General features: G+C 63.5%; 14 protein-coding genes and 4 pseudogenes. 3 read left to right on the top strand and 15 right to left on the bottom strand.

The window, feature by feature from the left end; genetic code table 11:
* Window positions 1-14: 14 nt before the first annotated feature.
* The 15 genes and pseudogenes from clpP to ACSAMP_RS10055 all read right to left on the bottom strand — a co-directional run bounded on the left by clpP (window position 15) and on the right by ACSAMP_RS10055 (window position 12,099).
* Complete coding sequence (gene clpP / locus ACSAMP_RS10125) at window positions 15-596, bottom strand: ATP-dependent Clp endopeptidase proteolytic subunit ClpP (protein ID WP_441795691.1); 582 nt, start codon at window positions 594-596, stop codon at window positions 15-17.
* Between the two features lie 161 nt (window positions 597-757).
* Window positions 758-1,333: a trigger factor gene (locus tag ACSAMP_RS10120; RefSeq protein WP_457800417.1), complete on the bottom strand. Its 576-nt coding sequence runs from the start codon at window positions 1,331-1,333 to the stop codon at window positions 758-760.
* A gap of 92 nt (window positions 1,334-1,425) precedes the next feature.
* Window positions 1,426-2,148 (bottom strand): annotated as a pseudogene (gene tig, locus ACSAMP_RS10115) (trigger factor); the annotation flags it as partial.
* A gap of 137 nt (window positions 2,149-2,285) precedes the next feature.
* Window positions 2,286-2,978, bottom strand: a pseudogene (locus ACSAMP_RS10110) (metallophosphoesterase).
* 3 nt (window positions 2,979-2,981) lie between these two features.
* Window positions 2,982-4,466: a threonine synthase gene (thrC, locus tag ACSAMP_RS10105; RefSeq protein ID WP_441795688.1), complete on the bottom strand. Its 1,485-nt coding sequence runs from the start codon at window positions 4,464-4,466 to the stop codon at window positions 2,982-2,984.
* Window positions 4,467-4,590: 124 nt separating this feature from the next.
* Window positions 4,591-4,962 carry a YraN family protein gene (locus ACSAMP_RS10100; protein ID WP_441795687.1) on the bottom strand — a complete coding sequence of 124 codons (372 nt, stop codon included), beginning with the start codon at window positions 4,960-4,962 and terminating at the stop codon, window positions 4,591-4,593.
* Window positions 4,959-5,573, bottom strand: coding sequence for a ribonuclease HII (locus ACSAMP_RS10095; RefSeq protein WP_441795686.1), 615 nt, complete (start codon window positions 5,571-5,573; stop codon window positions 4,959-4,961). The genes ACSAMP_RS10100 and ACSAMP_RS10095 overlap by 4 nt, the downstream gene beginning before the upstream one ends.
* 13 nt (window positions 5,574-5,586) lie before the next feature.
* A complete protein-coding gene (gene ylqF, locus ACSAMP_RS10090) occupies window positions 5,587-6,456 on the bottom strand; it encodes a ribosome biogenesis GTPase YlqF (protein ID WP_457800416.1) in 870 nt (289 codons plus the stop codon).
* A 95-nt stretch (window positions 6,457-6,551) separates the two neighbouring features.
* A pseudogene (gene rplS / locus ACSAMP_RS10085) lies at window positions 6,552-6,901 on the bottom strand (50S ribosomal protein L19).
* 165 nt (window positions 6,902-7,066) lie between these two features.
* Window positions 7,067-7,225: a Nif3-like dinuclear metal center hexameric protein gene (locus ACSAMP_RS10080; RefSeq protein ID WP_457800415.1), complete on the bottom strand. Its 159-nt coding sequence runs from the start codon at window positions 7,223-7,225 to the stop codon at window positions 7,067-7,069.
* Window positions 7,195-7,863, bottom strand: a complete 669-nt coding sequence (locus ACSAMP_RS10075) for a Nif3-like dinuclear metal center hexameric protein (RefSeq protein WP_457800375.1) — start codon at window positions 7,861-7,863, stop codon at window positions 7,195-7,197. Before ACSAMP_RS10075 ends, ACSAMP_RS10080 begins: the two co-directional genes overlap by 31 nt.
* The gene (locus ACSAMP_RS10070; RefSeq protein WP_441795682.1) at window positions 7,851-8,558 is read right to left on the bottom strand and encodes a tRNA (adenine(22)-N(1))-methyltransferase; all 708 of its coding nucleotides are present in this window, start codon (window positions 8,556-8,558) and stop codon (window positions 7,851-7,853) included. Before ACSAMP_RS10070 ends, ACSAMP_RS10075 begins: the two co-directional genes overlap by 13 nt.
* 100 nt (window positions 8,559-8,658) lie before the next feature.
* Entirely contained in the window at window positions 8,659-8,865 is a 207-nt protein-coding gene (locus ACSAMP_RS10065) for a DUF1858 domain-containing protein (protein WP_147562397.1), read from the bottom strand.
* Window positions 8,866-9,016: 151 nt separating this feature from the next.
* Window positions 9,017-10,493, bottom strand: a pseudogene (spoIVA, locus tag ACSAMP_RS10060) (stage IV sporulation protein A).
* Between the two features lie 79 nt (window positions 10,494-10,572).
* On the bottom strand, window positions 10,573-12,099 hold the full coding sequence (locus tag ACSAMP_RS10055) for a DUF3794 and LysM peptidoglycan-binding domain-containing protein (RefSeq protein ID WP_457800374.1): 1,527 nt from the start codon (window positions 12,097-12,099) through the stop codon (window positions 10,573-10,575).
* Between the two features lie 346 nt (window positions 12,100-12,445).
* Here ACSAMP_RS10055 and ACSAMP_RS10050 point away from each other — a divergent pair, with 346 nt between their 5' ends.
* Genes ACSAMP_RS10050 through ACSAMP_RS10040 form a run of 3 tightly spaced genes read left to right on the top strand, consistent with a single transcriptional unit; the run spans window position 12,446 to window position 13,639 of the window.
* A complete protein-coding gene (locus tag ACSAMP_RS10050; protein ID WP_457800373.1) occupies window positions 12,446-12,643 on the top strand; it encodes a hypothetical protein in 198 nt (65 codons plus the stop codon).
* Window positions 12,622-13,167: a DNA-methyltransferase gene (locus tag ACSAMP_RS10045; protein ID WP_457800372.1), complete on the top strand. Its 546-nt coding sequence runs from the start codon at window positions 12,622-12,624 to the stop codon at window positions 13,165-13,167. The genes ACSAMP_RS10050 and ACSAMP_RS10045 overlap by 22 nt, the downstream gene beginning before the upstream one ends.
* Window positions 13,127-13,639, top strand: coding sequence for a hypothetical protein (locus ACSAMP_RS10040; RefSeq protein WP_457800371.1), 513 nt, complete (start codon window positions 13,127-13,129; stop codon window positions 13,637-13,639). Before ACSAMP_RS10045 ends, ACSAMP_RS10040 begins: the two co-directional genes overlap by 41 nt.
* The last annotated feature ends 31 nt before the right edge of the window (window positions 13,640-13,670 follow it).

Raw genomic sequence — 13,670 nt, 5'->3', positions numbered from 1 at the left:
GTGCCGCTGTTATGTTATCGGTGGTCGATCACCTTATCGATCAGGCCGTATTCCATGGCCTCCTGGGCGGTCATAAAGTTGTCCCGCTCGCAGTCGGCCCGCACCACTTCCAGAGGCTTGCCGGTGTTGGCGGCCAGGATGCCGGTCAGCCGGGTCTTGACGATCTCCAGCCGCTTCAGGTGGATGGCCATGTCGGTGATCTGGCCCTGGGTCCCGGCGGAGGGCTGGTGGATCATGATCTCCGCATTGGGCAGCGCCAGGCGCTTGCCCTTGGTGCCGGAGGACAGCAGGAACGCGCCCATAGAGGCGGCCATGCCGATGCAGATGGTGGATACGTCGCACTTGATATACTGCATGGTGTCGTAAATGGCCATGCCGGCGGTGACGGAGCCGCCGGGGCTGTTGATGTAGAACTGGATGTCCTTGTCGGGGTCCTGGGCCTCCAGATACAGCAGCTGGGCCACAACGAGAGAGGCGGTGGTGTCGTTGACCTCCTCAGACAGCATAATGATCCGGTCGTTCAGCAGCCGGGAAAAAATGTCGTAAGAGCGCTCGCCCCGGTTGGTCTGCTCTACTACATAGGGAACTAAACTCATAATTTTTACTCCTTTTTGGGTCGTGATACCAAAGTATACCCCCGGCGAGAGCCGTTGATTCCTCCCTGTGCCCGTCAATATGTAAATACGCACGCGCCCGGGGCGGTGCAGGGCCGCCCCGGGACGTGATCATGTTACGCTTGAGACTGGGTAAGCTGCGCTTACTCGGCCTTGGGCTCCTCGGTCTCCTCGGTCTTCTTCTTGCGGGTGCGCTTAGGCTTCTCCTCGCCCTCGGCCTCCTCAGCCTTCTCGGTCTTCTTGGCGGCGGCCTTCTTCTTGGCCTTGCCCACCTTGGCCTCGGCGATGACCAGGTCGCTGGCCTTTCTCAGGCGCAGGTCGCGGATCAGGTCGGCGTCGTTCACGGCGGCCTTCACCTGCTCGGGCTTGATCTTATACTGCTCGGCCAGGCGGTTCACCTCGGCCTCCAGCTCGTCGTCGCTGATCTCGATGTTCTCGGCGTCGGCCACGGCGGTCAGAGCCAGCTGCATCTGGACCTGGCGCAGGGCAGAGGGACGGGCGGAGTCACGGATCACGTCGCCACTGACGCCCATCATCTTCTGATAGTCCTCCATGGAGAAGCCCTGGCTCTGCAGCTCCATGGCATAGTTCTCCATCATGCGGTCCAGCTGCACGTCCACCATGCCGTCGGGGATCTCGCACTCCATGTTCTCCACCAGCTGCTCCATGATCTGATTGTCGAAATCAGCCTCAGCCTGCTTGGTGCGGCGCTCGGTGATCCGGTCAGCCAGGCTCTTGCGGAAGTCGGCCAGTTCTCGAACTCGGACACGTCCTTGGCAAACTCGTCGTCCACCACGGGGGCCTGAGGCTCCTTGACCTCCTTGACCTTCACGTGGAACACAACGGCCTTGCCGGCCAGACCGGGGTGATAGTTCTCGGGGAAGGTGATGTCCAGGTCCTTCTCGTCGCCGGCCTTGGTGCCCACCAGCTGCTCCTCGAAGCCGGGGACAAAGGAACCGGAACCCAGCTTCAGGTCATAGTTCTCGCCCTTGCCGCCCTCAAAGGCCTCGCCATTGTCAAAGCCCTCAAAGTCGATGACCACGGTGTCGCCGTTCTGGGCGGCGCGGTCCACGCTGACCAGACGGGTGGCCCGGTCGATGTAGGGCTTGAGTTCCTCATCCACGTCCTTGTCGGTGACCTTGGCCACGTCCTTGGCGGCGGTCAGGCCCTTATAGGTGCCCAGCTTCACCTCGGGACGGACAGAGACCAGAGCCTTAAAGGTCAGGCCGTCCTTGCCCACCTCAACGATCTCGATCTTGGGGTAACCCACGTCATCCAGCTTCTGCTCCTCCACGGCCTGGGCATAAGCGCCGGGATAGACCTGGTTGATGGCCTCTTCGTCGAACACGCCGGTGCCATACATGCCCTCGATGATCTTCCGGGGGGCCTTGCCCTTGCGGAAGCCGGGGACGCTGATGCTCTTCCGGTCCTTCTCATAGGCCTTCTGAACGGCAGCCTCGAACGCGTCGGCCTCCACCTCGATGGTCAGCTCGACGGTGCTCTTCTCTTTCTTCTCAACACTGGTGACCTTCATTTTGTCAAATTCCTCCTGTCGGCGTGTCATACGCTCCGACGGCGGAACGACATCGCCTTTTTACTTTCGTCACGATATTCTATCAGATATCCTATCGTTTGACCAGACTATTTTTTAGAAATTTCGATATTTTTTCGTCAGGGCAGGGGTTGCAATTCCGGCTTGAAGCCCAGATAATCGGCAGGCGTACCAGGTGGTATTCCACCCCGTCCTGGTCCCCGGACACCGCCAGGCGGTGGCTGCCGCCGTGGAGATGGCCATCGTGACACCAGGGTCAGCGCCATACCGCTTCATCAGGTCGATGATCTCCTGACAGCGATAGCCCTGATACAGGGGCGGATAGTGGAGAAAGCAGAACTTCTCCCGCTCTCCCGCCGCCTTCAGAGAGGTCTCCAGGCGGATCAGCTCCCGATTGAAGATCTTGGCGCTGTGTCTCCCCGGTCCTCCTCATAAAACCACCCCCGGGTGCCGCACAACGCCACGTCCCCATAGAGGGCGCAGTTGTTGTGCAATATTTCAAAGGTGGTAAAGTTGTTCTCCTGAAAAAACTGGTGCATCTTGGACACGGTGGTCCACCAGTAGTCGTGGTTGCCCTTCATCAGCAGCTTTTTCCCGGGCAGGGCGTCCAGAAAGGCGAAGTCCTCCCGCGCCTCCTGCAGGCTCATGCCCCAGGACAGGTCACCGCACAGGACCACGGTGTCCTCCGGCCCAACGCAGGCAAAGCCCTGACGCAGCTTGTCTACATACCCGGTCCAGCCGCCGCCGAACACGTCCATTGGCTTGTTGCTGGTCAGGGACAGATGGGTGTCTCCAATCGCATAAAGGGCCATGGATCACTCCAACATGGACAGCACCGCGTCCACCATGTGCTCCTTCTCCACGGTGGTCGTAAAGCGGACTTCCTTGCCGCGCAGCCCGGCCAGAGGGGCGGGGGCGGCCAGGCCGGTCTTCTCGGAGAGCTGATCCAGCACGTCCAGACCGCTGGCGATGTCCTTCTCCCCCAGGGCGGACAGGACGCTGCCGCAGAACTTGAAGGGGCTGGCGGTGGAGACCACCACGCAGGGGGTCTCGTCCCCCGTCTCGGCGCGGTACTGCTCCAGGGCGGAGAAGGCCACGGCGGTGTGGGGGTCCACCAGATAGTGGTCCTTGGCATAGATGCGGCCAATGACCTTCTCGGTCTCGGCGTCATCGCAGCAATAGCCGAAGAAGCGCTGCTGGAGCTTCTCCTTCACCTTGTCGCTGACCTGATAGCGCCCGGTGGCGTTCAGCTGCTGCATGTAGCCTTTCACCTCATCCACGTCCTGGGTCAGGGTCAGCAGCAGCCGCTCCAGGTTGGAGGAGATCAGGATGTCCATGGAGGGGGACTCGGTGTTATAGAACTTGCGGTTGCGGTCATACACGCCGGTGCGGATAAAGTCGGTGAGGACGTTGTTGCTGTTGGAGGCGCAGATGAGCTTGTCGATGGGCACGCCCATCTCCCGGGCGTAGTAGGCGGCCAGAATGTTGCCGAAGTTGCCCGTGGGCACGCACACGTTAATGGCCTGGCCGGGCTGGATCTTCTCGTCCCGCAGCAGGTCGCAGTAGGCGGAGACATAGTAGACGATCTGGGGCAGGACCCGGCCCCAGTTGATGGAGTTGGCGGAGGAGAAGAAGAATCCCCGCTTATTCAGCTCCTCCCGCAGGGCCTCGTCAGAGAACAGGCGCTTCACGCCGGTCTGGGCGTCGTCGAAGTTGCCCACCACGGAGGCCACGCCCACGTTGTCGCCCTCCTGGGTGACCATCTGCAGCTCCTGCACGGCGGACACGCCGTCCTTGGGATAGAACACCAGGATGCGGGTGCCCTTCACGTCCTTAAAGCCCTCCAGAGCGCCCTTGCCGGTGTCGCCGGAGGTGGCCACCAGGATGCACACGGTGCGGAACTCCTCCGTCTTGGTCAGGGAGGCGGTCAGCAGGTGGGGCAGCATCTGCAGCGCCATGTCCTTGAAGGCGCAGGTGGGGCCGTGCCACAGCTCCAGGCAGTGGGTGCCCTCGTTCAGGGTGTGGACAGGGGCCACGGCGGGGGTGTCGAACTTCTCCGGGCCATAGGCGGCGGCAGCAAAGTCGGTGAGCTCCTTGACGGTGAACTCCTCCAAAAACTGCTTCATCACATAGACGGCCCGAGCCTGATAAGGCATGTCCTTCAGCTCGTCCAGGGCGTTGCCCGGCAGCTTGGGGATATAATAGGGGGTCAGCAGACCGCCGTCAGCGGACAGGCCCTGGGTGATGGCCTGGGACGCGGTGAAGCGGACGGACGAATCTCTGGTACTGGTATATTGCATCTCGATCATTCCTATCTATTTGAAACTTATGCCAAGAAACGAATCGCAATGGCGATACTCCATTATGACAGCTTCCCGGCGGAAGGTCAAGGGATTGGCGGGAAAAAGCCCCCAAAACCCTCCGTCAGAAAAAGGCGTTTTCTATGTGACGGACACGGGGCGCTTTTGTGTCCGTCCCCTGGGGAGCATAAACCTCGATCACGTCGAACCGGGGCTGGAGCCGGGTCTGATGACAGCTGAGATACAGCTCCGCCGTCAAGCGCAGCTTGTTCTGCTTGCGCCGGTCCACAAACTCCCCCGCCCCGCCGAAGGCCGCGCTTTTGCGCAGCTTCACCTCCACAAAGCAGAGGTAGTTTTGATCGGCGGCGATGAGGTCGATCTCCCCAAAGCGGCTGCGCCAGTTGGCCGCCAGGATCTGATAGCCCGCCCGGCGCAGGTGCTCCGCCGCCAGGGCCTCCCCCCATCGCCCCAGCAGACGGCTCTCCTGGCCGCTCATAGATTTTTCAAAAAGCTCCTGCGGTGGATGGGGCTGGGCCCATACTCCCGCAGACGCTCATAGTGCAGCTTGGTGCCATAGCCCTTGTGGCGTTCAAAGGCGTATTGGGGATATTCTTTGGCCATCTCCAGCATGAAGTGGTCCCGGCTCACCTTGGCCAGGATGGACGCCGCCGCGATAGAGGCTGACAGGCTGTCTCCCTTTACAATGCAGCGGTGGGGCGTGTTCACGCCCCCTCCCCTGCCGTGGTCCCGGTTGCCGTCGATCAGAGCGAAGTCCGCCGGGAGGGACAGGCCGTCGATGGCCATCTGCATGGCGCGCATCCGGGCGGTGAGGATGTCGCTCTCGTCGATCTCCTGGGCGGAGATGCTGGCCACCGACCAGGCCAGGGCGGTGGCCTGGATCCCGGGGAACAGGGCCTCCCGCCGCTTCTCCGTCAGCTTTTTGGAGTCGTTCAGGCCGGGGATGTCCGCGCCCATGGGCAGGATCACCGCCGCGGCGTACACCGGACCGGCCAGGGGCCCTGCCCCCGCCTCGTCGCAGCCGCAGATGTGGACGTGCCCCTCCCCCAGGGCCTGGCGCTCATACTGCCAAAGGTCGATCTCTTCCACGGTGTCTCCCTCCTTAGGCCTGGGGTATCTCAAGGGTAAAGCGTCCCAGCTTGCCAGAGCGATACTCGTCCAGCAGCACCCGGGACATGCGCTCGGTGTCGAATTCTCCGCCGGAGATGCGCATGCCCCGCTTCTGGGCGCAGGCCTGAAGGAGCCGATAGCCATAGGCGATGTCGTTCTCCCCCTCCTCCCGGGCGGGGACTTCGGGGAGCTTATAGCTGTCCGTCAGCGTCTTGGGATAGCGCTCGGCCAGCAGGGTCATCATGTGACAGCCCAGGGTCTCCACGTCCATGATGTCGTCCTTCACCGCCCCGGTAAAGGCCAGGTTCATGCCGATGGTCTGGTCGTCAAATTTGGGCCACAGGATGCCAGGGGTGTCCAGCAGGTCCAGGGATTGGTCCACATTTACCCACTGCTTGCCCCGGGTGACACCGGGCCGGTCCCCCGCCTTGGCGGATTTCTTCCGGGCTACCTTGTTGATGAAGGTGGACTTGCCCACGTTGGGCACCCCCACCACCATGGCCCGCACCGGACGGCCCACCTGGCCCTTCTCCCGCCATTTGGCGATTTGATCCTTCAGCACGTTCTGAATGATGGCGGAGAACTGGTTCACGCCGCTTCCCGTTTTGGCGTCCGTCTCCAGCACGGCGTGGCCCTGACTGCGGAAAAGGGCGGCCCACTGTTTGTTCCGGGCGGGGTCGGCCTGGTCGGCCCGGTTGAGAACGATGAGCCGGGGTTTGCCGGCGCAGATGGCGTCGATGTCCGGGTTGCGGCTGGACATGGGGATGCGGGCGTCGATGATCTCCACCACGATGTCCACGTTTTTCAGGTCCGCCTCGATCTGGCGGCGGGTCTTGGTCATGTGTCCGGGGTGCCGTTGAATGTTCTAAGGGTCCTCCTCCTCTCTGCTGCCCCGGTGAGCGGGGCTGGTCAAATATAGAAGAAGGGAGCGGCTGAACGCCGCTCCCTTCTGTGGGATCACAGGGCCTCTTTGACCTTGGCCGCCTTGCCCACGCGGCTGCGCAGGTAATACAGCTTGGCGCGGCGCACCTTACCGTGGCGCACCAGCTCGATCTTCTCGATGGAAGGAGCGTGAACGGGGAACACCTTCTCCACGCCGACGCCGTAGGAAACGCGGCGGACGGTGAAGGTCTCCTCGATGCCGCCGTGCTTCTTGGCGATCACGGTGCCCTCGAACACCTGGAGCAACCCGCTTCTTCACGGTTGCCTTCCTTGACCTTCAGGTGAACGCGGACGGTGTCGCCCACGGCGACAACGGGGGGCTCAGCCTTCTTGTACTTCTCGGTAAAAGCCTGCATCAGATCCATAATTTTTTCCTCCTGTTATATAGGCGTTCGTGCGGGATGCGGACCCGGGGCCCTCCCCAGGTCCCCAGCAGAGGACCGCCCGTTTTCAGACCTTGGAATTATACCACAGAAATTTCTCCTCTGCAAGCGGTTTTTCCTTTTTTCTCCGCAAAAACTTTTTCGGGATCACACCGCCCCATAGGGCTCCCGGTTCTGCCCGGCCAGCTCCACCTGGATCTCTGGGAAAGCCCGGGCCAGTTTTTCGGCCAGGGGGGCGCAAACCACGTTCTCGGTGGCAAAATGCCCCGCGTCCATCAGGGTGATGCCCATGGCCTTCGCCTCGATGTACTGGTCGTGCTTGACGTCGGCGGTGACGAAGGTGTCGCAGCCCCTGGCCCCGCGTCGGCGAGCATGGAGCCGCAGGAGCCGCCCCCCACCGCCACCCGGCGGACGGGCTTGCCCCCGTCGGCATAGCGCACCGAGGCCGCGCCCAGCTTCTCCTTCACAAAGGCGGCGTACTCCCCCGCCGTCATGCCGGGCCGGTGCGCCGTGCCCACCCGGCCGATGCCATAGGGGCGGCCCTCATGGTCCAGGCCGTCCTGATGGAGCTGCTCCAGATCGCTCAGCTCCAGCCGCCGGGCCAGACAGCAGTTGACCCCCTCCATCACCGCGTCCAGATTGGTGTGGGCGCAGATGGCGGCCATGCGGCCCTCCGCCAGGGCCAGCAGCACCCGGCCTGTGGCGCTCTGGTCGGTGAGGGCCTTCACCGGGTGGAAGATCACCGGGTGGTGGGACACGATCAGCTGACAGCCCTTCTCCGCCGCCTCCTTCGCCACGGGCAGGGTGACGTCCAGGGCCACCAGCAGGCGCTTGACCTGGGTCTCCCCCCGGCCCACCAGAAAACCGGCGTTGTCAAAATCCATCTGAAGGTCAAAGGGGGCCAGCTTGTCCAAAAAGCCATATACCTCGTTTACCGTTGCCATGTCTCCCACTCCTTTTTCATGTCCCGCAGCTCATGTTCCAGCTGCTCCAGCTCCTCCCGGCGCGCCGCCGCCTCCGGCTTTTGGGACTGGGCCAGGCCGTTCAGGGCCCGGTCCGTCTTGTCCAGCCACCGGTCCAGCCAAGCACCCCGCAGGGGGTGGCCGGTGTTCTTCCCCGCCAGCCGTTCCGCCGCCGTCAGCGGCTCCATGGCCCCGGCCCGTACCAGCAGGGCGGTGTAAAGGACATCCCCCTCCCGGGCCAGGTCCTCCTTCACGATGGCATAGCCGTGCCGCTCCAGCCACAGGCGCAGGTCGTCCATAGAGGACATGGGCTGGAGCACCAGGGGCACGTCCCTCTCCCGGGTCCAGGGGGCGGCGGCTAAGATCTCGGCGATGGTCTCTCCCCCCATGCCTGCAATGGCCACGGCGTCCGCCTCCTCCGGGCGGATGCCCTCCAGACCGCTGCACAGGCGAAAGGCCACCTTTCCGGTGAGCTCGCACTCCCGCACCGTGGTCTTGGCCCGGTTCAGGGGACCCTGACGCAGGTCGGCGGCGATGGCGGCGGGGATAGTCCCCTCCTGGATGAGGGCGGCGGGGAGATAGGCGTGGTCGGTGCCGACGTCGGCCAGGCGGCTGCCCGGAGGCACCAGTCCGGCCACCATGCGCAGCCGGGGGGACAGTTCGATTTTTTTGTTCATGGGCTCCTCCCTGTCATATGCTCAGGCGCCCCGGCGGCTAGCCGCCGGGGGCAGAAAAACAGGGGCGGAATGTCCGCCCCCGTCTTTTCGTGCAGCTTTTTTAGCCTTCTGCGGCGGCGATCATCTCGTTGACCTTCGCCAGCAGGTCGTCGGGGTCCACGCCGTGGACCATGCAGGCCTGCTCCACCGTCTCACCCCGGGAAGCGGGGCAGCCCAGGCAGTGCATCCCGATGTTCATGAACAGGGGGGCAGTCTGGGGGGCGATGGTCAGGATATCACCGATGATGGTGTCTTTGGTAATGGTCATGTGGGGATTCCTCCATTCTTAATGGTTAGCCTTAGTATATCCCATCCCCCGCTGTTTTTCAACTCCCAATTTCATTTTCTGTGTTTCTTCGAAAAAAGTCTGTGTTCCCGCCCCCTTACAGAGGCGGGAACACGCGGGAAAATATCTGGTTTTACAAAATGATGCAGATCAGTCCGCCGGAGCCCTCGTTGATGATGCGCTGGAGGGTCTCTCGCAGCTTCTCCCGGGCGTCCTGGGGCATCCGCTTGAGCTTGGCGTTCAGGTCCTCGTTCACCAGCTCGTGGAGGGACTTGCCGAAGATGTTGGCCTCCCATATCTTGCTGGAGTCCCCCTCATACTCCTGGAGCAGATAGCGGATCATGTCCTCGCTCTGCTTCTCGCCGACGATGGGGGACACCTCCGTCTGGATGTCCGCCCGGATCATGTGGATGGAGCTGCCGCTGGCCCGCAGGCGCACCCCATAGCGGCCCCCCTGGCGGACGATCTCCGGCTCCTCCAGGGTGAGGGAGTCGATGGTGGGCACCACGATGCCATAGCCCGTCTCCTCCACCTCCCGCAGGGCGTCGGCCACCTTGTCATAGGCCGCCTGCACCCCGGCCAGGCGGGTGAGCAGGGCCATCAGGTCCCCGTCGTCCCCCACGGGGAAGCCGGACTGCTGGGACAGGGTGTCGTAAAACAATGCCCGTGGCAGCTCCAGTTCCCCCTGGGCCACGCCGGAGCCCAGGTCCACCCCGGTGAGACTGGCCCGGCTCACCGACTCGCAGCTCTCGAACCCGGCCACCGCCCGCTCCGCGTCCCGGATGCGCCGCAGCTGCTCCGCCCCCGCCCGGATGGCGGCAAACACCGCCGCCTTGATGGGGTGTTCTTGGGGTAAGGCGTCCACCCAAGGGGGCAGGAACAGGTCCAGTTCCTTCAGGGGGAACTCATACAGCACGCTTTTCAGCAGCTGGCAGATCTCCTCCCCGCCCAGCTCCAGGCAGTTCACGGCGATGCATGTCACGTCATACCGCTGGGCGATGTCCGCCCGGATGGCCTGGGCCCGGTCAGAGGCGGGCTGGGCGGAGTTTAGCACCACCACAAAGGGCTTGCCCAGCTCCTTCAGCTCCTGAATGGCCCGCTCCTCCGCCTGCTGATAGTCCTCCCGGGGGATGTCGGTGACGGTGCCGTCTGTGGTCACCACCACGCCGATGGTGGAGTGCTCGGAGATGACTTTCCGGGTGCCCACCTCCGCCGCCTCGGCCATGGGGATCTCGTGGTCGAACCAGGGGGTGGTCACCATCCGCTCTAGCTCCCCCTCCATCTGCCCCACCGCCCCGGTGACCATATAGCCCACGCAGCTCGATGAGCCGCACCCGGAAGGACGCGCCCCCCTCCACCGTCACGCTGGCGGCCTCCTCGGGGACGAACTTGGGCTCCGCCGTCATGATGGTCCGGCCAGAGCCGCTCTGGGGCAGTTCATCCCTGGCCCGCTCCCGGCGGTAGACGTTTTCGATGTTGGGGATGACCAGCGTCTCCATAAAGCGCTTAATGAAGGTGGATTTTCCCGTTCGGACCGGCCCCACAACGCCGATGTAGATGTCGCCCTCTGTCCGCAGGGCGATATCCTCATAGATTTTTCCCTCTTGCACTGCGATTCCTCCTTCGGCCTTTTCGGGTCAAGCCGGTATTTGCTTTTACTCTATGAGGATAAGCCCTGAAATATGTGCTTCACCGGGCGTTGGGGATAAGGAGCATCCGCCCGGCGGGCAGCGTCTCCTCCTCCAGCTCGTTGGCCTGGAGGATCTGGGCTGTCGTCGCACCATAGGCCTTGGCGATGTCCCACACCTCCTCCCCCGGAGCGGCGAAGCGCAGGACCACCGAAGGCCGCTTCTCCCCGTCCGCCCCACGGGCCTCCCCCAGCGAGCCGCCGCACACGGCGGGGACGGACAGGGTCTGCACCGGCAGACAGTCAAACTCCAGGGTGAACCGAACCTCCACCCCTCCGGCGGCGGGGGCGGCGTATACCTCCCCCTGGCGGCGGACGGTACACAGACAGCGGCAGCCCTCCGGGCAGTCCAAGCGGCAGGTGACGGGCACGGTGCGGTGGACGCACTGGAGCCGGTCCTCCCCGTCCTGATAGAGTACCGTCAGCCACGCCTCCGCTGTGAGCACCAGCTGCTCCCCCTCCCGGCTCTGGCTCACCTGGCCGATGGCCAGGCGGCTGTCGGCCACGCTGCGCACGCTCTCCCCCGTCTCCAGCAGCTCCCGCGCCGCCTGGGGGCGGATCGAGCCCGGGCCGAAGCGCTGGAGGGCCAGAGGCCGGTGGTCCAGCTGAGTCTGCCAGGCGGTGCTGTACAGATCCTGGAGCAGGGTGACGGTCCGGCTGCACCGCAGCTGGGCCTGGGCCAGCAGCTCCAGCTCCACCTGAAGCTCCCTGGGGTCGGCGGTCTCGGCCTGATAGCTCACGTCGGTGACCTCCACCCACACCCGGCTGTCCCCCGTCTCGTCCCCCTCGGGGACCTCCAGCACCTGGGAGAAGGGCAGCCGCTCCACGTCGGCGGTGAGCCCGCCCCCCGGCTCCTGGAGGAGCATGTGCAGCTCCGCCTCCCCCTTGAAGATGAGCTTGGCCCCCACCCGCTTGCACTCGCCGCACTCCGTCTCGGCCCACAGGGCCATGACCTGGGGCGGCTCCCCCTGACCGGCGGGCAGGCGTACCCGCTGAGAGAAGGTGAAGGGCTTCTCCTCCACCGCCGACAGCAGGCCGCAGCTCTGACTCTGGCAGCGCTGGCACACGGCGCTCTTCTCCGGGTCCAGCACCCCCCGGCACAGGGGCTGTTCCACGCTCTGGCAGGCCGTCACGTCCACGGCCAGGTCCACCCGCAGCAGCACTTTTCGGGAGTTCAGCGCCCGGGCCTCGGCGCAGCGCAGCCTGGGGCGGGCCAGCACCCGGCCCTGCTCGGTGAGACCGGGGGCCTCCGCCTGGCAGCGGAAGGGCAGCCCCACCTCCATCCGCCGCAGCCCCGCGCCCCCGTCCGGCTCGTACAAAATGACCGCCCGGACCATGCCCCCCAGCTCCACCGCCCCGGCCTTGATCTGCTTGCTGTGGAGCATGGCCTGGCCGCACACGTCCACGATGCGCAAAATATCCGGGCAGGCGTCAGGGACGATGCTCTCCAGCGTCTCCTCCTGGCACAGCGTCAGCTCCGCCACCGTGTCATAGCCCTGCAAGGTGTCCCGTTCAAATTCCAGTTCCATGGTCGTTGTCCTCTCCTTATCCCGGCATTCCGGCATTATTCTGACGTTCCGGCCCGGCTGGAAGCGCGGCCCGGTCTTTGGGACACTATATGCCCGGACCGCGCCCGCTATGTCACTTCACCCCAAACAGCCTGCGCAGCAGCCCCCGCAGACACTTGGGCGAGCGCACCACCACGATGCCCATGCTACCCCTCCCTTCCCAAAAGCTCCGCCGTCTCCGGCTGATGTACTCTATGCCGGAACGGGTCGTCCTGATACAGGGGAGACTTTCTGCGGCAATTGTTGAACGCTTTGCCGATGTATGCTATAATTTGATAAAATATCGCCCCACTTCGGAGGAAGTTCTATGCCTAGAAAAAGCACCCAAATCGCAGAGCAGCTGCAATTTCCCATGACCCCGCCCACGGAATGCCCCCTTGGGGAGTCCGCGCCATACCGCCGCCATATCTTTCAGCAGGACCCGGTCTTTCTGCCCTCTTATGTCAGGAAAAACGGTCTTCTGTTCACCGGCGACAGCCTGGAGTGGCTGAAGACCATTCAGTAGGTAAGGACTGGGGTCGCTCCCACGAGAGCATCCTCCATCTGCGCAAGACAAAGCAGTTCGGTCTGAATATCGACGCCGTCCGGGTCCCCTATGGGGAACACACCTTAAAATATCCCGTCCACCCCCAGGCGGACAGCAGCCTGTACTCCAACGGGAAAAAGGCCTCCTCCGTCTGGGTGCCCAACCCCCTGGGGGCCAAGCCCAAGGACGTCTTTGAGATCCCCACCACCTGCAACGGCATGGGCGAGAAGACCAAGCACCCCACCCAAAAGCCGGAGGAGCTGCTGCGGAAGCTGGTCCTGGCCGCCAGCAGCGTGGGCGACGTCGTGCTCGACCCCTTTTCCGGTTCCGGCACCACCGCAGTGGTGGCGGAGCAGCTCCAGCGCGTCTGGTTGGGCTGCGACCTGAGCGCGGAGTACAACTCCTGGGCCATTGACCGCATCGACCACGTGATCCCCCGGACCATCGACCAGTGGACCGCTTTTGACCGGGAGAACGCCAAACGAAGGGAGTCCATCCGATGAATCCCTCCGGGTCATTCTGACCACCATCGGCGTCTCGGTCCACGACGGCGTTGTGCCCGTCCCGGTGGTGGTGAACGGCGAGGAGCTCTTCCGTATGTCCTATCAGCACGACCTGATCGTGGAGTCCGGAGGCCAGCTGCGGGCCATCGGCTCGGTGAAGACCTCCAGCAAGGACAGGCTGGACAAGATCTTCATCGACAAATTTCTCTATAACAAGCTGACAAACGCGGACACGCCCCACTTCGCCATCTTTCTCAACGACGTGCAGCGCAAGGGTCGTGAACCTCATTTCGGCGTGAACACCACCTTCCTGTCCGGCCACTTCAAGGGTTATACCGTTAAGCTGAACCCCCTGGACGGCGTCTATTACTGCGACCTCCGCCCCAACATGGAGACCGACCCCATCCTGTCCAGCCAGATCCGCTCCCTGGACCATCTGCTTACAGAGGACATCTGGAATTTTGTCAAATAACATACAAATACCATCAAACATAAAGCGAACA

Source organism: Flintibacter sp. SJQ-8, from assembly GCF_054108085.1.
This window is presented reverse-complemented; position numbering and strand designations above follow the sequence as displayed.